Genomic DNA, 21,063 nt, shown 5'->3' on the forward strand with positions numbered 1-21,063 from the left:
TTATGCGCGATCGCGCCGACGCCCGGGCAGAGTAGGAGGAGCCTGCTGCGAGACGTTGTCCAGGAGTGGGGCAGGCCGCCTTCAGCCGGCGCCACTCCAAGTTGTGCTGAGCATGGCGCCTTGCCGTTCGGGTGACCGTGCAGAGGTCTGACTGTTCAGGTACTTGCGCTCGCTGGACTTCCCGACAGACTGGGCAGGTGTCGCGCCCGCAGAACCGAATGATCCGCCTCCGTGAAGCACTGCGGTACCTCGCCGAAAATCAGCGCGTCGGACGGCGGCTGGAGGTCTGGGAGAACGTCCTTGACCGGATCCCGCTCGAGGATGAAGAGCTCTCGTTGAACTCGAAGCACCGCCCGCACGGCGAGTCCGACTTCCTCTGGGGAACGACTGCGCTCGTGCACGCGGGATTTATGACGAAGCAAAACCGGGGCGAGTGGCGCCTGACTGCCGACGGCGCGAGAGCCGCGGGATTCGAACTCGACTCGTTCGCGGCGCTCCTGAACGAACGGGAGCGTGCTTTCCAGCGCGAGCAGGGCCGGGACCGCTCCCTCCGCCTCGCCACTGAGATCATGCCGCCCGACGCACGAGCCGAGACGATCCGAGCGGTGAGCGGTTTATTCGTCGAGCGGGGACTCCGGCAGCTCGACTCTGTCTTCGCACCCGGACGGGAAGTTTGGCGTCCGGAGGTCCTCAGCGAGGTCGAGCGGCTGTTCCTCAGACAGCCGGAAGTCGAGGGCGACGACTTCCTCGCCAAGCTTGGTACCCAGTTCAGGTGGGCGAGCGACGACGCAAAGCTCTTCATGGCCGAACTCATTTGCTGGCAGTTGCTCCCGCTCCAGACGCCAGGAGAGCGAAAGAAGCGGGAGCGCGTGCGCTTCCTCCTGGACATGATGGACCATCCCGTGACCATTCCTCGGGAGATCAACGAGGCGTTCCGTTCGTGGTCGTTCAACCCAGGTCAGGCGATGACCGGCCGGCACACGTTCACTACCCTGTCGATCGTCGTCCGTCTGGTCGCTCTCTGGGTGACCCTGCGTGAGGAGGACCGGGAGCAGATGCTTGAGGTCCCCTGGGCGTGGCGAGATTTCGTGGCGCACGTGCAGGGAACGGCGCTCCCGATTCAGCGGAACGAGCTGCTGTTTCTCGTGCACCCCGGAGTGTTCGGCGAGGTCGTCGCGCCGGACCACCGGGAGGCTATCCGCGAAGCATTTGCAGGTGAGGTCGAAGGGCAGATGGAAGACGACCCTGACTCCCTCCTCCAGCAGATCACGATAGCGTTGCAGCAGAAGCTAGACGGGCCGGCTCTTTACTACGTCGAGCCGCTGGTCTCGCGGTGGCAGCGGCCGAAGCCAGCCGTCACGCTGGATCCTCCGGAGCAACAAGCCGCGGACCCCGTTGAACCAGCACTTGTCGGTCGAGATCACTTCCCATCGGCAACGGACGACCTCGCGATGGACCTGCATATACCCGAGCGCTGGCTGCAGGACACCCTCGACCTCATCGAGCGCCGCCAGCAGGTCATCCTCTACGGCCCTCCCGGCACCGGGAAGACCTTCCTTGCGCAGGCGCTGTCGAAGCACGTGACCGACGGCACCGACGGCGAGACCACCATCGTGCAGTTCCACCCGACGTACTCGTACGAGGACTTCTTCGAGGGCTTTCGCCCCGTCGCCAACGACGACAGCGGCAACCTTGCCTTCACGCTCCGGAAGGGCCCGCTCCGGCGCCTCGCCGACGCGGCCGCCGCCAACCCGGAGGCAAACTACTTCCTCGTCATCGACGAAATCAACCGCGGCAACATCGCAAAGGTGTTCGGCGAGCTGTACTTCCTGCTCGAGTACCGCGACAGCGAGATCTCCCTGCTCTACAGCGACGAGCCGTTCACCCTGCCGAGCAACATCTTCGTCATCGGCACGATGAACACCGCCGATCGCTCGATCGCGATGCTGGACGCCGCGATGCGGCGACGATTCGCATTCATCGAGCTGCACCCTGAACGCGAGCCAGTGGGGAACGTGTTGTTGCGCTGGGCGGCGACCAAGGGCCTCCAGGACGATCGTGCCGACCTGCTGACGCGACTCAACGCGCAGATCCAGGACCACGACGCCAAGGTGGGGCCGTCGTTCCTGATGCGCGATCTCGGCGGGACCGGTCTGCAGGACGTGTGGCGGTACGAGATCCTGCCGCTCCTAGCGGAGCACCACTACGGCGAAGGCGTCGACCTGGAGGCTCGGTACGGCCTGGCCGCGCTGCGTCGCCAGGCGCAGCCTGCGTCGGCGGACGGGGCCGAAGGTGCTTCCGTCGACGATTGAGCTGCGGGAAGCAGACCAGCCTGTGGTGCACCGGCTGCCGCGGGCGGTAGCCGTCGGACTCGCATCGGCGAACATCGCGACGATCGCGCCGACGCTCGGCGCCGACGAGTACCGCGTGAGCGGCGTCCGGAAGGTCGGCGTTGTGCGGATCGCCGGGCACACGGTGTGGCTGAGGCCGAAGACGCCGGTTCGGCGGCTGTTTGCGATGCTCGGGTACGCGCGTGCTGGGAGTGCGATCTGGACCGAGGACGACTTCGGGTTCGAGGAGGACGATGACCTCGTGCCGGCGTTGGCGCACGCGTTCGTGCGGCAGGCCTCGCGGGCGTTGGCCGGAGGCCCGCTTCGCGGGTACGTCACGCGCGAGGATGCGCTGCCGCTCGTGCGTGGTCGGTGGCGGATCGGAGACCAGCTGACACGGCGGGGCGGGCAGCCGCTGCCGGTGGAGGTGTCGTTCGATGACTACGTCGAAGACATCGCCGAGAACCAGGTGCTGCTGACCGCAGCAACGCGGTTGTTGCGATTGCCGGGTGTGCCGGCCGATGTGCTCGGGGCGCTGCGGAGGATCGTGCGGGTGCTCGACGGAGCGTCAGTGATCCCCGTTGGGGCTCCCGTACCCGTGGTCCGGCCGGATCGACGGAACGCGCGGTACTCGTCGGCGCTGGCATTGGCGTCGCTCGTATTGACAGGGTCGTCGGTCGAGCAGCGCGCCGGGTCAGTCGTCGCGTCGGGGTTCCTTGTCGACATGTGGTCGGTGTTCGAGGACTTCGTGTCGGCTGCGCTCCGAGAGGCGTTCAAGCCGTACGGGGGAGTGCTGGTGTCGCAGTACAAGTCGACGCTCGACGTCGAGGGGACGGTGAAGATCGCGCCTGACCTCGTGTGGCTCGTCGACGGCGAGGTGCGGGCGTGCATCGACGTGAAGTACAAGGTCGAGAAGCACGGGCAGTACCCGAACGCTGATCTGTACCAGATGGCGGCGTACTGCCGGCGGTTCGGGTTGGACGAGGGATGGCTGGTGTACGCGGCAGGGGAGTCGGAAGGGCGCTTGATTGATGTGATCGCTGGGCCCTTGATCCGACTACATGCGTTCGAACTGAACCGATCGCCACTCGTACTTGCTGAGTACCTGGCTTCCTTGGTTCTCGAGAGAAGAGTGGGTTGACTGCGTCTCATGTCCCGGAGTCGCCTGGTAGATCGTCGCGGTCGCTCGCGGTTCATCACGCCGCTGCTCTGCGGCTAGGAGAGCCGCAGGATGTCCTGAGCTGATTCGGCCCGTCGGCGACCCTCGACACCGTAAGATCCGGGTTCGAATCCATAATGCGGGTTATCGGCTCGAACGAGGGAACGGCCGCCGCAGTAGAGTTTCGGCTAGACCGAGCGCGAACACGGAAGACGCCGCGGCCGCAAGCGGGGAGGCGCAGTCCATACTCCGCCGTGCCTCATCCGGCTGGCTCGGTCTGGGCATAGAATTGATGGAATAGAAACGACTACCCTGGGACAGGGAAGGGGGCTCCATGAAGGTCTTCATCGCTGCAGAACTCGGCGTCGGATTCGAGACGCTACGAGAGGTCACGCGGGACGCTGGATGGACGATCTCAAGCGCGTCGAGCGATCTACGGAACTCCTTCGCATCGCCGCGAGACGAGATTCAGGGTGCTGACGCCGTTATTGCCGTTCTGGATAGAGCTGCGAAGAACTCTAAGGCGAGCATACTTTTCGAGGCTGGTATAGCAGTCGGCCAGAAAAAGCCGCTGATGCTAATCATAGAAAATTCGTCTGATCTGCCGGATTCCTTTCCACGGGAAGTTCAAACGCTACGCACGGAACTCACCAATGCACCAGCGCTGAGATTGCATGTCGGACTCTTCCTGCGCGCGGCCGCGAATACCGATAGACGGTCTGTAACTCGGCCTGATTGGACTGAGGCGGCAGAGACCCGGCGGGGTGGCTTTGCGGCCTTCGAAGATTCCTCGTTGTGGAGTGCCGCAACCTTTGAAGACCTGGTGATTCACCTTTTGGAAGCCAGCGGCTTAGCCGTCGTGCAGACAGCGGCCAATTTGGACCAAGGGTACGATCTGGTCGCCAGTAACCCTGGGGCATCGGATTTCAGCGGCCCGGTCCTAGTGCAGTTAAAAATCGGTTACCCAGATCTCTCACGTGCTGCTGATCGGCTCCGCGATGCAATGTTGCGCGAAAGCGCCTCCCGCGGCCTGTTGATCTATTTGGACATCAATCGGCAGGGGCTTCACTCCCGCATCGATAAGGTACAAATTCCGGGCGTTAGTATACTCAGTACCGAATCGTTCGTTCAAGCCCTTGAGCGATTTGGAAGCCTAGCCCCCGTTCTTGAAACGGGCTCGATATCGAGAGAGATCGCGCGGTGAGCGCCACCTTCAAGTCGGAGGTGCGCAAGCGGCTCAAAGCGGCAGAAGCGACGGGACTGACGGCTGCGGCGAAAGGCAGCTTGTTTGAGCAATTACTCGTTTATATCTTCGACGAACTGCCTGCCACCATAGTCGAACCGGGCATAACAAGCAGTTTCGGCACCGAGCAGGTCGATATCGCGGTCTCCAATCGCGGCGCTTTCCCCTCCCTCCCGAATGTCTTCCTTGTGGAGTGCAAAAACTACAGGCACAAGCTAGACAGTAAGGCGGTGGGGTACTTTCTCTTTATCTGCCTTTCTCGGAAGGTCGAGCTGGCCGTCATAGTCGCAAGCGATGGATTGACCGGGGTCTCTGCTGAGCAAACGTATGCAAAGTCGCTCGCAAAGGCTGCCTCCCCGCTCGGCTGTAAGCTGATTGTTCTTGATCGAGACGATCTACTTTCGTTCACAACGCCCGATGATGTGGTTCGCCTTCTGGAGAGGCGGTATCTGCAGGCGTTCGCGAGTGGTGGGATAGGTGTCCGTTAGTTCCGGTCTCAAGTGCAACCGCCGTCCGATCCACACCGCCTTGAGTACATCCGCCACGGCCACGGGATCGGCCGCGAATGCCAATCTTCCGATTGGTGCTCCTGCCAGTAGCTAGCTACAGGTGGGAGAGTCTCTTCGGTTCATCGGAGCACCTCCACTGCGCGCCGATCATCCGTGGCAAGCGTCCCGCTCCATCGAGATCAGCAGCTCCAGACGTCCAGCTGCCTGTTCCGCCCGTCCACTCGACCAAGAGAGGAACAGGCCGATGACACCAACAACAACCCCGACGATGCCAATGACGATTGACAACGGATCACTCATGTCCGCGGCGGCGTTCTCGGGTGCAGCTACGTTCGTCGCGAGGGCGTGACCAAGCCGCTTGTCAACGCACCAACTGCGCGTCCGCTTCGAGGCGATTCCGTAGGGCGCTCATGCCTGTGTGTTCCGGAACGCCAGGCACAGCCAAGTCCGCAAGTGGTGGAAGGTGACCCTTGTTCTTCAAGCGGTCCGGCTTGTACATCAGCCACGGGTACTTCTTACTGCTGACAGCGTGCGCGACCCGCCCTGCGCCGCTGCCCGCTTGAAGCGCCGCGACATGCGCTTCACCATCCTCCACGACCGCTTCGTGCTGGTGAATGACCAGGTCTCGAAGGACGACGTCGACACCGAGTAGCTCCCGAGTGAACTGAGGCAGCCTCCTGAAAAGTCTCATCCCGTCAGCGCGGAGCCCGGCAAGCAGTGCGTCGTCGTACCCGCCGTCGAGAGTCATGTTGTAGCCGTCAACGTTCGGCATCGGCGCGAGGCTGCCCTTAAGAACCTCTCGAAGCGCAGCAGCCCAACGCCTGTCAGCGGTTGACACACCTTCCCGCGGAAACAAGAACTGGACGTCGAGCTCATCCTCGATGAACACCAAGTCGTCAACGAACGCGAGGAGAGCCGGGTCAGGTTCGTGACGATCACCGCCTCCAAGGGTGAACGCTGCGAAGTCGTGCCCCTTGACCCTGATGGCCACGCGATGAGCGGAGTCAAACTGGCCCATGAATCGGGTCAGCCTTCGGACCTCGCGGACTGGCACGCCGCCGTTGCTGGTCGTGAACGTGACGTCCTGCGGTGGCGCGTCGGTGTCTGTGGGGACGATCCAGTGAGCGACGAGACCGCCGATGAAATCGACGATGAGTTGCCCACCCTCGGCTCCTCGCGCGAACCGCTTCACGGTCCCAGCGATGGAACCGATCTGGACGCCTTCGCTGTCCTGGGCAACGAGGCTGACGGGCGTGCCAGCACCAGCGTCCAGCGGGACAAGGTGCAGCTCCTCAACTGGCTTCTCCCCAGCAAACCAGTCCGCGCCCGACCGCGAGATCGACGGTACGACGTCGTGCGGAAGCACGATGGTTTCTGCGACGCCGAAGCGCATCGCCCGGTCGAACTGTTCCCTCAGGTCCTCGGTGTCCTTCGTGAAGGTGGCGGTCATCTCCATCGCCAACGGTTCGGCGATGTGGGCGTCAGGGTGCCTGGGGACGAGTTGATGCATCTGATTGCCGTGCGCGTCAACACTGAAAGCCCATCCCCAGTGCGGACTCTGGGCCCGAAGCCGGCCGTGAACTCGGTCGAGGACGACGCCGAGGTCGTCGCTGTGGGCAAGCGCTTCTTCAGGTTTCCCGAGCGCCTGGGCGAACCGAAGAACGCGGTCCGATGCGAACACCTCCAGTAGGTGCGAATGCTTGCCGAGGAGGTTGTCAAGCTCCGCTCGTCCGATGATGTCTGTCTGCATGTCCCGGTCCCCGCGCAGCCCGAGCACGAACTCCCGCTCCTCCCGAGACGGGTTCCCCGGAATCACCAACGTCCAGTGCTTCGAGTGGTGATTCTTCATCGCCGAGTCGAAGGACACCTGGACCTGCTTGCGTCGGGGGCGCCACATGCCGGAGAACCCCTCGGGGAAGCACTTCAGCTGGAAGATCCGCACGACGTGCTTGCTCATGTCCCAGACGCCCACATCGATGCCGCCGTCACCACCGCGGCCGTCCAACGGTTGCGCGCGGAAGCCGTTGCCGGTGAACTCCTCGATGAGCACTGCCTCGACGACACGGTCGAATTGAGGCTGGTCCAGCTTGTCGAACCGGATCTCGAACTCAGCCACAGTGGCTCCTCCCCGTCTCCTAGAGGTTACCGAGCACGACCGACGCGCGCCGCGCCTCCTGCCTCACCAGGGTGCGGGCGGTCCCGTCTCCTGTTCGTGGACGAGGCGGCCGACGATGCGCACGGCGGTGCTGCAGGTGGCGATGCAGCGCGGTCGTTTGCATCGGCACGAATCTAGCGCATGTGTGCGTCCAGAGAGCGGCCGGAGCTAGCCGTCGTATCGAAACCGTGGAATGGGATCCCGAAAGGCGTGGAACGCCCGCAGTTACTGGGATCCGCGATCCGTGCCATTACTGCCATCCGCAAATAGACCGAACACCTCTCATCAGCACGTCGCGACTGCACATCGCAAGCGGTAGGGGAAATGACCTCTAAAACGCGGGGTGCCGGCTGGATCAGTCAGCGTCTTCACCGCCGGGACCTGACGCGGTGGGACCGGCCGCGACTTCCCGGAGGCGCTTCACGCTGTGCGAGGAATCAGCGCACTCCAGAGGGAGCGCTACGTTTGCCGAAGTTCGGCCCGCATGAGAGCGGCTTTGATCTCCGCCGAGATGAGCGCCGGGAATCCCAAAGCGTCGAAATCGTGCTCGCGTAGCCATACCAGGCACGCCTCGATGTCGAGATCATCGGGCACTACATGTTCTGCCAGCGACACCACCGTGGTCCGCGATAGCCCAAGGCCCATCATCGAGACTTCGGTAGTCCTCGATACCCCAAGTTCCATGAGCATTGCGATATTGGGTGGCGCGGGTGCGTCTTGGGCTACTGGGAATGCTGCATTCAAAACGTCGGCGTAGCAGGCTAGATAGAGCGGTCCCTCAAATCGCGCGTATTGCTCCACATCGGTCAGCACTTGTCGAATCTCTTGCGGAAGGCGTATTTCGCGGTTGTTGCGACGAAGCCAGCCGAGCCTCCTAGACACCAGAAGTGATAGTGGACGGCCGCGCATCCAATCGATGAAAAGTAGCGCAAGTGAGAAGTGCCGACCAGGAATGTTTGTGAAGTCGGCGCCGAGGTATTGGGCGCAAAGAGAAATGGCGCGTATATAACTCTCGAGCGCGGCATCAGATTCAGGCGGAGGCAATTCGAACGTCTCGCGCTCGCCTGACTGGACGAAGTAGTCATAGAGACGCTGAAGGGCGAAAGGACTGATGCCCGCATGCATCTGCTGAAGATCCGAAGGTAGATGCACTTTCGCGAGTGCGTCGTCAACGATCTGACCGACAGCCTCGGCCTCCTGCTCAGTCAAAGACAGCCAGGAGAGTGAACTTATCGATTGCGATCGCCGTCGCGTGGAGGCCAAAATGCCGAAAAGTGACTGTAGCAAGGGGTTGGCGGTAGTGTCCGAAACCGCCGTTTCCGTTCGTATGTATTCGAGAAGTGGCACGAAGTCCCGCTCAACAGCATCTGTTGCACGAGTGATGTGTTGGCGTTCGCGCCGGATAGGTGTCTGCGTCCAACCCGTACGATCGGTGTCGACGCATATGACGTTCCCCTGAAACTCCACGCCCCAGCGACCCGCGCGACCGGCTAGGTTCCAAAAGTCGGACGGTGACATTGGCGTGTTGTTGCCCTTGCGCGGTTCTCGGACGAAGAGGTTCTGGCAGGGAAGGTTCACGCCCTCGAGCAGGGTAGAGGTGCACACGAGGTAGCGGATCGCCCCGTCACGGAACAGGCGTTCGACAGCTTCGCGTATAAGGAGAGGGAGATTGCCGTAGTGAAAAGCCACACCCCTCAGTAAGTACGTGGCTAGAAGGAATTGGGGATGAATCGTTTTCTGGATGAGATCAATGACGTCCAGGACTGATTGGTCAGGTGCCCAGTCGTCGGTGAGTGCGTCCGCGATTTGACCCGCAGTTTTTTCGGCATCCGAAGGTCGATTGGCATACACCACATTGCCGGAGTGTGAGCGTCCAAGTGCGACCGCAACAAGCGCAAGGCGTTTGCTCTCGGGCACAGGTCTGGCCGGGAGATCGAACTCACCGACAGGCACGGCCTGGCCATCGATGAAAGCACGCATGTCCCAGAGGGTCGGCTGCCTCGGTCGCTGGTTAACATGCAACAGCGTCTGATTGACCGTGACAGTCTCACTCAGGAGCGCGGTTCCAGACCCGTCGGTGCCGTCGACTAGGAGTTCCGGGTTCGATGTCAGCGGACTCGCAAAGACCACCTGCGGATCCCCTCGAAGTGTGGCTTCATCGAGGGCGCGTTGAAGCAGGACACCGCGCATCCCGTCAGCTAACTTCTGCGCCTCGTCCACGAAGATGAGGTTGAAGTTCAAATCCTGCTTCTGCCGAAGTAGGAGATGGAGGCGCTCTTGGGTGAGAACAAAGATTTCGTGGGGCCGAGTCCCAATGCGCGAGTCCCAAGGTAGTGTTGTAATAGTCGCGCGAGTACCCAAGGTGCTCTCGAGTTCACGACTCACTTCTTCAATCAACGCTCGGGTCGGCACTATGTAGGCTGCGTGGAAGTCATCACGGCTCTCAATGAGTGCCTCAAGCCACACGCGGACAATGTGAGACTTTCCGGCTGAGGTTGGAGCGGAAACGCTCATCCATTTGCTCGAGTTTGCGCTGTCCCAAAACTGTCGTTGAAACTCGTTCACGCGGACTCGCTTGTCGCCCACGGCCACTGACAGTTGGAGATTCCTCTTGAAAAGGTCGAGTGCTAAAGGGCCAAGCGGGAGCTCTCGCTCGGGAGATAGTCCACGAGAGCGGGCAAGACTGCTAGCGCGCTCATTGCCCAACCTCTCGAGCAAGTACGAGGCGGCATCCTTGCTGTCCGAATCCGCGTCGGGGTCCTGCAGGCAGCCTTGTGCAATTCTGAGGGCGCCATCTTGTAATGTTTCCGGAGCCCCTAGTGTGACGAGGCTTGCGGCCATCAGGTGTGGGCTCCAGTCCAGGGCATCAGGCTTCTTTACTGGACGTATAGAACCGAAGAATCTCAGTGCCGACCGTATCGTCGATTCGCCAATCCCGATATGGAAGGCTCTTAGGGCTTGTACCGCGGTCCAATACTCTGTGTCTTCCACTACATGCCAATCAGTGTCTTGAATTCGTCGCGGAGCTTTTTTACAGAGGGCAGCGGCAAGCAGAAGAACTCGATTTCGACCGTGTCGATCTTCCGGTTTGTTACACGGGTGCCAATGCTGCTCGACCAGCCTTCGATCCGTGCTCCGACCGTATCAACCAGTTCTGATGGTGAGTTGAAGAAGGGGTGCTCGTGCGGATCGTTGTCGAAACCGACGAGGCAAGCGCCGCGTATCTCTAGGAGGTTTCGTTCAGGGGCGTCGTCGGTGAAGTATCGAACGAGCTTGAGTGCTAGATCGCGGTTTTTCACGTCCAGATTGTCGCGGACCAGTGTGAGGTCGCGATGCGCAATCCCAGTACCATCATCGAGAAGGAATGGTTCGATGCTGTCGAAGCACGACGTCATTGCGCTTTGTACGTCTTTGTAAAGTTTGGATTCGCCCCAGTATACTGCAAGTTTACCGTCTTCAAGCAACGATGCATGTACCCCATCCACGCCGTGGATGGGCATCTGCGAGTTGGTCTTGAGAGGCATCTTGCAAAGAATCTGCGGAATGCGAAGTTCCGCCTCGAGGAGGAAGAACAGGAGCAGCTCGCCCCCTTCGCCCGAGGCGTCTGCATCAAGGAAAAGACGGCGGGCTTCGTCCTGCAGTTGCGAGAAGTGCATGTTGCCACCCTCGAGTGCGTCGAGGCGGTGAGCTTCGTCAATCCGCGATCGTGGCGTGCAGTAATCCGTGATGCGGTAGTAGATGTGACGTGCGAGCGCGTTCGTTCGGTCATTGCCGTTGGCGTCGGTCATCAGCCAGTACACGCGGTAGCTCGTTGAGGTGCCGGGGATCAGTCGTTCGCCAAGGACGTGGAAGAACGAGCGCACCTGGCTTTGTGCACCGCGCGACAAGCCGTCGAGGTCATCCTGGCCAGTGGTGACCTGATCAACGCTCATGGTGAGTAATGTACAGCTAACGAGGGCGGCCACTGCGTTGGTCTGACGTGATCGTGCCGCTGCGCGGTCTGCCGCCCCATCAGCTACGACGGAGAGGCGGACGGTGCATGGCTCATGCGGTCGAAACGGCTAGTCATAGGTGGCCAAGCAAGACTGCGGCTAAGGCGGACTTCAAGCGAATCAAGGACACGCTCGCTGTCGGTGACCGCGTGGTCGATCCAATCGACGACAGCAAGCTGCGCGAGATCTTGGAGCGTCACCCCGACTACGCCGAGAAGGTTGGCGACGGCATCGCCTACTTCTTCGTTGACCTCACAAGCCGAGGTGACAAGTGGAACGTTCGACCTGGGGCGAAAGGGATCTGGATCCATCGGACCGATGGCTCGGATGTGGACTTCAGCTATGTGACCTGTGTGGATGGTCACTCGCCTCGGTCCGATGCGAAGGAAGCGCTCCGCGAGGCTGTCGAAGATCGGCGACTGGCCTACCGAGCCTCGAGGTTCAGCGGCGCAGGCCCGGCCTACTCGGACCTCAGCGGAGCGCCGATCTCCGAACCTCATGACGTCAGCGTCGTGTACCTCGACCCGACGTGGGAGCAGCTGACGTTTCGATTCGCGGAGTCTGAAGGGGGCTGGGCTTCGGTGCTTGTGCACGGCGGGGGTGCCGGGGTGCAGATCGGTAGCAGTTTGCTAGACCCTCGTGTCGCCAAGCGCTGGGTCGAGTTCTATGCGACGTACGCAAAGCCTGCGCTCGCGCTGCCCGGCGAAGCTGCACGCCGCAAGCGCAGCGACGAGACTGCTTGGATGCCGTAGAGCTCAGGGTTGCTCTAGGCCTGGACGAGCGGGCGAGCCCAGCTTCGTTCCGCACCCTCGAAAGTGTCTGGACCGGCAGTGCTACCCCGGATGGAGGGTTCTTCGGCCCGTGGAACAGAATCCCAAAATCCACGGAACGCCCGTCAGCACTGGGATCCGCGATCCCCGCCCCCACTGGCATCCGCGAATAAGCCGAACACCTCTTATTGGCGCACCTCTAGCCCAGCTAAACCCTGGCCGGAACACAAGCACCAGAGGTGGTGCTGTCAGGCTCGTTGTGCGCCCGATCGCTTCCTCTGACCTGAGGTGACTGTCGGGTAGGCGATGGTCCCGCCGGGGAGAGGGCGTTCGTGGTGCGATGTTCGGAGAGCGCTCTGGGCAAGGGGCCATCGAAGTTTCTCCGCGTGTCGCGCTCGCCCGACCTCAGCAGGAGGCAAGCTTCTGTCATGTCTCGGGGTGCCTATGCCAAGTAATGACGGTTTTTTCCAGGACCCGAAGAAGGCCGCCGCGGTCCTCAAGCACGGCATTCTTCGTCGCTACCTTGCGAAGTTCGCTGGAGCAACGGCGACTACCGCGCCCGGTCGTCGAGTTGCGTTCATCGACGGGTTCGCTGGAGAGGGTGAGTACCGACACCCGGTGACAGGAGTCACGGAGGTTGGCTCCCCAAGAATCGCCCTCACCATCGCACAGGACCTTCGAGCACGCGGCATCAACCTCGAGTGCACGTTCGTGGAGAAACGGCCCGACGCATTTGGGCAGCTGAAGGCGCTCGTAGACTCCTGCGGTGACCGCTCGGCTTTGGCTTTACAGGGAGACATCAGCGATCACTACGAGGACGCGATTCGGCGATCCGCGAACATCCCTACGCTGGTGTTCCTCGACCCGTTCGGCCGGTCCTTGGATCACGATCAGACCGTGGCTGCGCTTGCGGCGCGCGGTGACACAGTGCCGACGGAGTTGCTGCTGAACTTTTCGTTGCAGGCGGTTCGCCGTATGGGTGCCCGCCTGTACGAAGATGACGGCGCTCAAGGCAGAACAGCGACGCTCGCGAATCTCGACAGCTGGCTGGGCGGGGACTGGTGGCGTGGCGAGTTCCTCAAAGAGGAACTACTCGCGTTGCCTCGTGAGGAGCGTGCGCATCCTGCGGCGCTCGCGGTCTGGGAGCAGTACGCCGCGCGCGTGCGCGACGCGTTGGGCTATCACTCCTACGACGTGGAGATCAGACGCAAGCCGACGGACAAGCCACTGTTCATGCTCGCTCTCTTTTTCCCCCGCATCAATGCGCTCTACAGCTACAACGACCACGTGAGCTTGGCTGCACAGGACTGGCGGAAGTTCTTGGCCGAGACGGAGTTCGCCGAAGCGGAGGCCCTCGACGAGACAGATCCTCTGCTAGGCGAGAGTCGCCTCGCGGAAGCGAGGCGACGTTTCGCTGACGACGAGGAGGCCACGAAGCGTCAGGCAATCGATGATGTGAAGGACTCGGTGACCCGTCACCTGGGCGTGCTCGGTCACCTACACGTGAGTAAGAATCTCGACAAGGTCCTGGGCGCAGCAGTAGGCATCGCCCGCGAGACACACATTCGGGCAGCTTGGAAGGAGCTCGCGGCAGAGGGGGCCACGAGCGACTGTCCGAAAGGCAGCCTCGAGAAACAGACGATCTGGCGAGCCTAGAGTTCTCATCGAGGTGATGTCGTGAAGAAGAGCACGATCGAGTGGACCGAGGCGACCTGGAACCCGGTTACCGGCTGTGACCGTGTCACCGCCGGCTGCGACAACTGCTACGCGCTGGCACTCGCCAAGCGGTTGAAGGCGATGGGAGCTGAGAAGTACCAGAACGACGGCAACCCCACCACCTCGGGCCCCGGCTTTGGAGTGACGACTCATCCTGAGGTGCTCGCTCAGCCTGCGAAGTGGAAGCGTCCGACAACGGTCTTCGTCAACTCGATGAGTGACCTCTTCCACGCAAGAGTCCCGAAGCCCTTCATACACGATGTGTTCGAGGTGATGTCGGCCACACCGCAGCACACCTACCAGATCCTCACCAAACGCCCGACGCGACTTCGACGGATGGCGGGCGAGCTTCCTTGGCCGGAGAACGTGTGGATTGGCACTTCCGTCGAGGAACCGAAGGTTCTCGACCGTGTAGCGGAGCTCGCCCAAGTCCCGGCGGCCGTCCGATTCCTTTCTTGCGAGCCGCTGATCGCGGCTCTCCCGGACCTTCCCCTCGACCATATTGACTGGGTCATCGCTGGCGGTGAGTCAGGGCCCCGCCACCGCGAGATGCAGACGGAATGGGTGCGCGACATCAGAGACCAGTGCCTGACCGCCGACGTCCCGTTTTTCTTCAAGCAGTGGGGCGGACGCACGCCCAAACAGAACGGGCGTGAGCTCGACGGGCGCCTGTGGGATGGGTACCCTCGTGCCGACAACCGCGGCACACGGGGCGCAGCGCGGCACTAGCTGCCGCTGAGCGTCTGGTCGGATCGCGCCGGATCTCGGCCGTCTGGAAAAGTATCCCGGTACCCATGGAACGCCGGTCAGCACTGGCATCGGGGATCCGGGCCACCATTGGCCGCCGCGAATAGACCGAACACCTCTTACCGGCGTGCGCCATGCCCGTACCCGACAACTCGTAGAGCGGCGCAGAAGATCCGGCGCGCGGTCGACAGGAGGGCCTTTCGCGTGCGCAGCCGCGGAGCAAGACGCGAGATTCATTCGCCGTTCAGGTACGGTCGTTTCAGGCAGCGAGGCTGTTTCGTCGCCACGGACGGTGACCGAGACGCCCGCACGGGTGAGGGGTAGTGCTGGTGGCGACCAGGTCGTTGAACGAGATCCGCAAGCAGGGCGCGAAGTTCGTCTCCGAGTGGAAGGACACCCCAGGGGAGGAACGGCAGTGGGCGCAGTCGTTCGTCCGTGACCTCCTCGCCGTGTACGGCATCACGGAGACGAAAGCGGCGTCCTACGAGCTGCGAGCGAAGCGTTCCACGACCGGCGGCGGCGGGTACATCGACGCGCTCGTGCCCGGGCTGGCGCTCATCGAGATGAAGTCCGAGGGCAAGGACCTCGTCAAGGCGGAGCAGCAGGCGTTGGACTACATCGACGCGCTCACCGACGCGGAGGCACCCCGTTGGGTCATCACCTCCGACTTCAAACGGTTCCGGGTCCTTGACCTCCACAACCGCACCGAGGGCGCCATCGAGGAGTTCACCCTCCTCGACCTGCCGGTGAAGGCCGACAAGCTCGCGTTCCTCGCTGGCTACCAGACCCGGTCGTTCGGCTCAGCGGAACAGGAGACCGCTTCGGTACGTGCGGCGAGGATCATGGCGTCGCTGTACGAGACGCTGGAAAAGTCTGGGTACCCCGACCATGAGGCGTCGGTGTTCCTCGTCCGCGTGCTGTTCTGCCTCTACGCCGACGATTCCGGCCTCTGGGACCGCGATCTCTTCCAGGAGTTCGTCGAAGACCGCACCCGCGAAGACGGCTCCGACCTCGGCCCGCAGCTTTCAATGTTCTTCCAGGTGCTGAACCAGAAGACCAAGCCAGGGCACCTCGACGAAGCGCTGCAGAAGCTGCCGTACGCGAACGGCGGGGTGTTCGCTGAGCCCATCAGCATCCCCGCGTTCGACTCTGAGATGCGGACGAAGCTGCTCGACGCGTGCGGGTTCAACTGGTCCGGCATCAGCCCCGCCATTTTCGGGTCGCTGTTCCAGGCGGTGAAGGATAAGAGGTCCCGCCGGCAGCTCGGGGAGCATTACACGACCGAGACGAACATTCTCAAGACGCTCGGGCCGCTGTTCCTCGACGACCTCCGCGACCGGTTCGCGCACCAGCAGCACTCCATCCAGGAGCTCAAGAAGCTGCGCCGTCACCTCGGCGACCTGCGCGTCCTCGACCCGGCATCCGGCTGCGGGAACTTCCTCCTCCTGGCATACCGGGAACTCCGAGCCCTCGACCTCAGTATCCTCACCCGGCTCCGGGAACTCGGCGACACCACCGAAGTGCCGACGATGTTCTTCACCCGCGACGACCTGGTCGTGAAGCCGGAGCACTTTTTCGGCATCGAAATCGAGGAGTGGCCGGCCCGCATCGCAGCGACCGCGCTGCACCTCGCCGACCACCAGGCGAATCAGGCCATGTCCCTCGAGCTCGGCATGGCACCCGATTCCCTGCCGCTCGGCACCATCGGAACCGTCCACGTTGGCAACGCCCTCCGCACCGACTGGTCGCACATCCTCACCCCGACCGCGGACACCATCATCGTCGGGAACCCGCCGTTCAAGGGGCACCGAGGACGAAGCGACGAGCAAGCCGCGGACCTCCGCTCCGTTTGGGGTCGTGACGATATCGGCCGGCTCGACTACGTCACAGCCTGGTACAAGAAGGCGGTCGAGTACTTCGACGGAACCGTCGGCGGACGGTTCGCATTTGTGTCGACAAACTCCATCGCTCAAGGAGAGCCGGTGGCGACACTGTTCGCACCGGTGTTCGCCGCGGGCTGGCGGATCCGGTTCGCGCACCGCACGTTCCTGTGGACGTCGGAAGCGCCCGGCGCCGCCGCGGTCCACTGCGTCATCGTCGGCTTCGACCGGGGCGGCCGGTCAGCGCCGGCACCGCGGCTGTTCTTCTACGACACACTCCGCGCCGACCCGCGAGCTGAGGCGGTCAAATCCGTGAACGCGTACCTCGTCGACGGACCGAACCTCCTCGTCGGACAGCGCCGCACCGTCCTCGCGCCCGACCTTCCCGCCGTGACGATGGGGAGCATGCCGCGAGACGGGAAAAACCTCCTCATCGAACAGGACCAGTACGCAGAGGTTGCCGCTGATCCCGTCGCGATGAAGTACGTCCGCCCGTTCGTCATGGGAGAGGAGTTCATCAACGGGGAGCAGCGCTGGTGCCTGTGGATGACCGACCTAGACCCGAAGGACGTGCAACGGTCCCCGGTCCTCAAGAAGCGCCTCGACGGGGTCCGTGAGATGCGGAAGAACTCAAAAGCGGAGTCCACCCGGAAGATGGCGCTCACACCGCACCTGTTCGGGCAGCGCTCACAGCCGACAACGCCGTACCTCGGCATCCCGAAGGTGTTCACTGAACGGCGCCTTTGGGTGACCGCTGCACGACTCGACGCGGACGTCATCGCGGGCGACAAGGTCTACAAGGTCGATGACCCGGACGGGTTCGCGTTTGCCATCATGTCGTCGTCCATGTTCATCACGTGGCAGAAGACTGTCGGCGGCCGCCTCAAATCGGACCCGTCGTTTTCTAACACCCTTGTGTGGAACACGCTGCCGCTGCCAAAGGTCACCGATTCGGTGCGGCAATCTGTCATCGCCGCCGGGAAGAGGGTGCTCGAAGCGCGGGAACTGCGCCCCGGCCGGTCCCTCGAGGACGCATACAACCCGGACGCGATGGACCCGAAACTCATCTCAGCGCACCACGCGCTTGACCGAGTCGTCGACAGAGCGTTCGGTGCGCGGAAAGCTCTCGACTCGGAAGCTGATCGGCAGCGGGTTTTGTTCCAACGGTTTGAAGAGCTGACTGATGCGGGGCAACTGCCGGTGAAGTAGCCAGCGAAGGACACGTCCCCCCCCGGTCGGGACGCGTGCGGTCAGCGTGCGTCTCGACCAGAATGGGAGGATCGCTCGAAGCCGCTGACTGGACCGCGCCTACCCTCGGGCGCGAGTCGGTGAGCGGCGTCAGGCGCCCCGCTCGGGGGTAAACGAAAAACGGACGGACGATTGTTCGAGAGGCAGGAGCATTGGCGTTGGACTCGGAAACAGGCAAAGCGGACCGAGCGATCACGCAATGGCGCGACTCTCTCCTAAAACCTTTCAGGCCGGAATCGACTGTTGAACTACCGGCCAACTCGATCGTCGACGATCGAGTACTCGAGGCACTCCGCGGCCGAGGTTTTCGAGTTGATAGCAGCGGAGATCCTCACGTTCACGCTGGGCACACGTGCGGACGAGCGCAACGCCGCGTCGGTTGCCGACGACGAAGAACTGGCGACGTCCGACGTCGAGGGCGCCGTACTCGAGCAGCTCCGCGAGTTCGACTTTGAGCAGCACCCCGGACACCTGTTTACCGACAAGACGCAGCGGGACGTCGACCGAGCCCTCCGTAACCTAGCAGCAGCGTCCAAGCGGGAGTTCATCGACAAGGGTCTGCGCATCCTGTACGTGGCGCTCGGCGAACTGCGATGGGTCGACGGCGCCGGCGATACCCGCCGCAGTCCGCTTCTGCTCGTGCCAGCCGAGCTCGCCGCGCATGGGCCCAGGGAACGAACGAACGTCCGATTCCCTCCGAGGAGAGCGACACGATCGTCTGCCGGCAGATCCCGCAGAATGATCGCAACCTCTCCGCAGTGCCTCCCCGCTGACGCCAACTGCACGGTGACCGAGCCCGCCGGCCTCGGCTGCCCACCAACCTTGGGCAGCGGCAGCCTGGCGAACCGCTCCCGCGAGTGCTCCAGCCGGCTCATGGCCTCGGCAGCGTGGGGTCGGTTCCGGTCGGGGATCGTCAATGCCTCGATGACCGCCGGGTGCACGCCCGGGGCTGCGGTGCCGTCGAGCACAACGAGGTCATCCCGGACGAATGACCCGAGGCGGGACCACGCGTTATAGGTGAGTGCCGGATCCCCGACGTACACGTCGTCCACACCGGCGTCGACGAGCGACAGCGCCTGGAACAGTGGCGGCGAGTTCCGATGCTGATCAACGGTCGGCACCCCCCGCCGAGTGGCCCTCGGCGGACGAAGTCCCCAGCGACGAACGCCCCGACCCGCCAACCGAACCGCCAGGCAACGGACACCGACGCCGCGACCGAGGACAACGCCAGCCCGGTCCACTCCCGCGGATAGAAGTTGTGGATCAGCTCGACGTCCAGGTCGGCGAACAGCGCGAGGTCAGCGGCCCGCAGCGTGCTGGCGTTGAGCGCGATCGGCAGTACGGAAGCGATCGAACGGATCTCCGCGACCGGGAATCCGAAGTCGATCCGCACACGCGCGACCCCGATCGACCGCAGGAACTCCCACGGCGAATCCCCGAGCAGCCGAGCGGTGTTGGGGGAGACGTCGGCCACGACCGACAGGCCCGACGAAGTGGCGGCCGACACGATTGCGGCCGCCGCGGCACGAGCCCCATCGGCGGAGTCCTCCGGGATGTGCAACGAGGCGAACGCGAGCTTCGCACCCGCGGCCGCCGCGGCCTCGAAGGTCGGACCCGCCAGCGGAGCATGCGCCAGGTACGCGCTCGCGCCCAACCGCATCAGCGCGAAGCCCCCGCCCGAGCGGAACCGGCAGCGGCACCGGCAGCAGGAGTCCCCGCGGCACCGGCAGCAGGAGGCGCATCGGTCGCGTCAGCCGGCACGGCCGACGACACCAGGTCGAGCGGCGCCCCAGGAGCGGACTGCTCCTCGAGGTCGGCCTTCACGGACGCGGACACCCCGAACAGCAGCGTCGCCACGAACCCGACGACGTACGCCACGATGAGCCCCGATCCGTACCCGAGCAGCGCCCACCCGTACCCGGACGAGCCGTTCAGCAGCGGGATGAGCGACAGGTCCGAGGCCCCGATGGCGATCGCTCCGACGGAGTGCCCGAGCTGGTCGAACAGCCCGACGACACCGCCACCGAACGCCCCACCGATGCACGCGGTGATGAACGGCCGCCCGAGGGGCAGCGTGACGCCGTAGATGAGGGGCTCGCCGACGCCGAGGAACCCGGCGGGCAGCGCTCCGCGGATGGTCCGCACCAGCGATGCGTTCGACCGGAACCGCACCCACAGTGCGATGCACGCACCGATCTGCCCGGCGCCACCCATCGCCAGCACGGGCAGCAGCACGGTCCACCCGGTCTGGTCGATCAGCGTGGTGTGGATCGGGATGAGCCCCTGGTGCATGCCGGTCATGACGAGCGGCAGGAAGAGCCCTCCGAGCACGAAGCCGGCGAAGGCCCCGCCATTCGCGAGCAGCCAGGTTGCAGCGGTCCCGATCGCGACGGAGACGACACCGGCGACGGACATCAGGATTCCGAGCGTGACCGACCCGGCAACGAGCACGGTCACGGTCGGCACCACGATGAGCGCGATGACGTCGGGCGTGACCCGGCGCATGAAGCGTTCGACGTAGGCGGCGAGGATGCCGCCGGCCAACGCCCCGAGCACACCGCCCTGCCCGGGAGCCAGGGTCTCGCCGAACACGGTCACGTTCGCGACCCCGGCCGCGACGATGATGCCGCCGACCGCACCGCCGAGGATGGGCGTGCCGCCGAACTCCTTCGCGGCGTTCATCCCGACGAACACGGCGAGCAGCGACAGGAACCCGGAGGACAGCACGCCGAGGAACGGCGTCACCCCGGGCACCCACCCCAGGTTCGTCAGGATGCCGTTGATCCCGGCGATCAGACCACAGGCGATCAGCGCCGGGATGAGCGGGATGAAGATCGCGGAGATCTTCCGGATCGCGCGCATGGTGCGGCCGTCGGAGCGGGACCGCGCGGAGGCCTTGATCGACGCGCCGCGAGCGGCGAGCTCTTCGGGCGACGCACCAGACGCACCGGATGCACCCGACGCGGCAGCGGCACTGGACGCGCCAGCCCCACCAACCGCATCCGCCGGGGCGGCCGCGCGCAGGGCCTCCAGGCCGTCGGCCACGCGGTCGACGAGACCCGGGCCGAGCACGATCTGCAGGTTCGAGCCGGCCGCGATCGCGGCCATGACACCGTCGGTGGCCTGCAGCGCAGGCAGGTCGACAGAAGCAGGAGAAGCCACCTCGACTCGCAGGCGGGTCATGCAGTTCTCGACGTCGGCGATGTTCGCGGAGCCACCGACGGAGTCGAGGATCTGCTGGGCGAGTTGCTGTGCATCGGGCATTGCTGTGCTCCTCGGGGGAAGGAATCGAGCGGAAGGAAAGCGGAGGAAGG

12 protein-coding genes and 2 pseudogenes are annotated in these 21,063 nt (G+C 63.5%); 9 read left to right on the forward strand and 5 right to left on the reverse strand.

Annotation, left to right across the window (positions count from 1 at the left end; translation table 11 throughout):
* The first annotated feature begins 197 nt into the window (after window positions 1-197).
* The 4 genes from ITJ59_RS19735 (at window position 198) to ITJ59_RS16965 (ending at window position 5,220) form a co-directional block, all read left to right on the forward strand.
* Window positions 198-2,312 (forward strand): McrB family protein, encoded by a 2,115-nt coding sequence (locus tag ITJ59_RS19735; protein ID WP_194652472.1) that lies wholly within the window; start codon window positions 198-200, stop codon window positions 2,310-2,312.
* A gap of 25 nt (window positions 2,313-2,337) precedes the next feature.
* Entirely contained in the window at window positions 2,338-3,471 is a 1,134-nt protein-coding gene (locus ITJ59_RS16955; RefSeq protein WP_323749541.1) for an McrC family protein, read from the forward strand.
* Between the two features lie 352 nt (window positions 3,472-3,823).
* Window positions 3,824-4,693 (forward strand): restriction endonuclease, encoded by an 870-nt coding sequence (locus ITJ59_RS16960; protein WP_194652474.1) that lies wholly within the window; start codon window positions 3,824-3,826, stop codon window positions 4,691-4,693.
* Window positions 4,690-5,220, forward strand: coding sequence for a restriction endonuclease (locus tag ITJ59_RS16965; RefSeq protein ID WP_194652475.1), 531 nt, complete (start codon window positions 4,690-4,692; stop codon window positions 5,218-5,220). Before ITJ59_RS16960 ends, ITJ59_RS16965 begins: the two co-directional genes overlap by 4 nt.
* A gap of 382 nt (window positions 5,221-5,602) precedes the next feature.
* Here the strand turns inward: ITJ59_RS16965 and ITJ59_RS16970 are convergent, their stop codons facing one another.
* The 3 genes from ITJ59_RS16970 to ITJ59_RS16980 all read right to left on the reverse strand — a co-directional run bounded on the left by ITJ59_RS16970 (window position 5,603) and on the right by ITJ59_RS16980 (window position 11,328).
* On the reverse strand, window positions 5,603-7,357 hold the full coding sequence (locus ITJ59_RS16970; protein ID WP_194652476.1) for a hypothetical protein: 1,755 nt from the start codon (window positions 7,355-7,357) through the stop codon (window positions 5,603-5,605).
* Window positions 7,358-7,855: 498 nt separating this feature from the next.
* Window positions 7,856-9,982, reverse strand: coding sequence for a DEAD/DEAH box helicase (locus tag ITJ59_RS16975; RefSeq protein ID WP_194652477.1), 2,127 nt, complete (start codon window positions 9,980-9,982; stop codon window positions 7,856-7,858).
* Window positions 9,983-10,386: 404 nt separating this feature from the next.
* The gene (locus ITJ59_RS16980) at window positions 10,387-11,328 is read right to left on the reverse strand and encodes a DUF1837 domain-containing protein (protein ID WP_194652478.1); all 942 of its coding nucleotides are present in this window, start codon (window positions 11,326-11,328) and stop codon (window positions 10,387-10,389) included.
* Between the two features lie 107 nt (window positions 11,329-11,435).
* Here ITJ59_RS16980 and ITJ59_RS16985 point away from each other — a divergent pair, with 107 nt between their 5' ends.
* From ITJ59_RS16985 to ITJ59_RS19795, 5 genes and pseudogenes are all read left to right on the forward strand, one after another.
* Window positions 11,436-12,140, forward strand: coding sequence for a DCL family protein (locus ITJ59_RS16985; protein WP_194652479.1), 705 nt, complete (start codon window positions 11,436-11,438; stop codon window positions 12,138-12,140).
* Window positions 12,141-12,602: 462 nt separating this feature from the next.
* Complete coding sequence (gene tcmP, locus ITJ59_RS16990) at window positions 12,603-13,814, forward strand: three-Cys-motif partner protein TcmP (protein WP_194652480.1); 1,212 nt, start codon at window positions 12,603-12,605, stop codon at window positions 13,812-13,814.
* 21 nt (window positions 13,815-13,835) lie between these two features.
* Window positions 13,836-14,603, forward strand: coding sequence for a DUF5131 family protein (locus ITJ59_RS16995; protein WP_194652481.1), 768 nt, complete (start codon window positions 13,836-13,838; stop codon window positions 14,601-14,603).
* 347 nt (window positions 14,604-14,950) lie between these two features.
* Window positions 14,951-17,710, forward strand: a complete 2,760-nt coding sequence (locus ITJ59_RS17000; protein WP_323749542.1) for a class I SAM-dependent DNA methyltransferase — start codon at window positions 14,951-14,953, stop codon at window positions 17,708-17,710.
* 273 nt (window positions 17,711-17,983) lie between these two features.
* Window positions 17,984-18,424, forward strand: a pseudogene (locus tag ITJ59_RS19795) (DUF4011 domain-containing protein); the annotation flags it as partial.
* 80 nt (window positions 18,425-18,504) lie between these two features.
* On the opposite strand, the pseudogene ITJ59_RS19800 reads toward ITJ59_RS19795, so the two are convergent.
* Window positions 18,505-19,409 (reverse strand): annotated as a pseudogene (locus ITJ59_RS19800) (MupG family TIM beta-alpha barrel fold protein); the annotation flags it as partial.
* Window positions 19,409-21,013 carry a PTS transporter subunit EIIC gene (locus ITJ59_RS17015; RefSeq protein WP_194652484.1) on the reverse strand — a complete coding sequence of 535 codons (1,605 nt, stop codon included), beginning with the start codon at window positions 21,011-21,013 and terminating at the stop codon, window positions 19,409-19,411. The pseudogene ITJ59_RS19800 and the gene ITJ59_RS17015, both read right to left, overlap by 1 nt.
* Between the last annotated feature and the right edge of the window lie 50 nt (window positions 21,014-21,063).

Origin of the sequence: Curtobacterium sp. VKM Ac-1393, from assembly GCF_015350995.1 — a bacterium.
Lineage (GTDB): Bacteria > Actinomycetota > Actinomycetes > Actinomycetales > Microbacteriaceae > Curtobacterium.

Coding starts and splice junctions, on each gene's coding strand:
- ITJ59_RS16980 (WP_194652478.1), bottom strand. CDS start 11,328: ATGAGCGTTGATCAGGTCACCACTGGCCAGGATGACCTCGACGGCTTG.
- ITJ59_RS17015 (WP_194652484.1), bottom strand. CDS start 21,013: ATGCCCGATGCACAGCAACTCGCCCAGCAGATCCTCGACTCCGTCGGT.
- ITJ59_RS16985 (WP_194652479.1), top strand. CDS start 11,436: ATGGCTCATGCGGTCGAAACGGCTAGTCATAGGTGGCCAAGCAAGACT.
- ITJ59_RS16960 (WP_194652474.1), top strand. CDS start 3,824: ATGAAGGTCTTCATCGCTGCAGAACTCGGCGTCGGATTCGAGACGCTA.
- tcmP (WP_194652480.1), top strand. CDS start 12,603: ATGCCAAGTAATGACGGTTTTTTCCAGGACCCGAAGAAGGCCGCCGCG.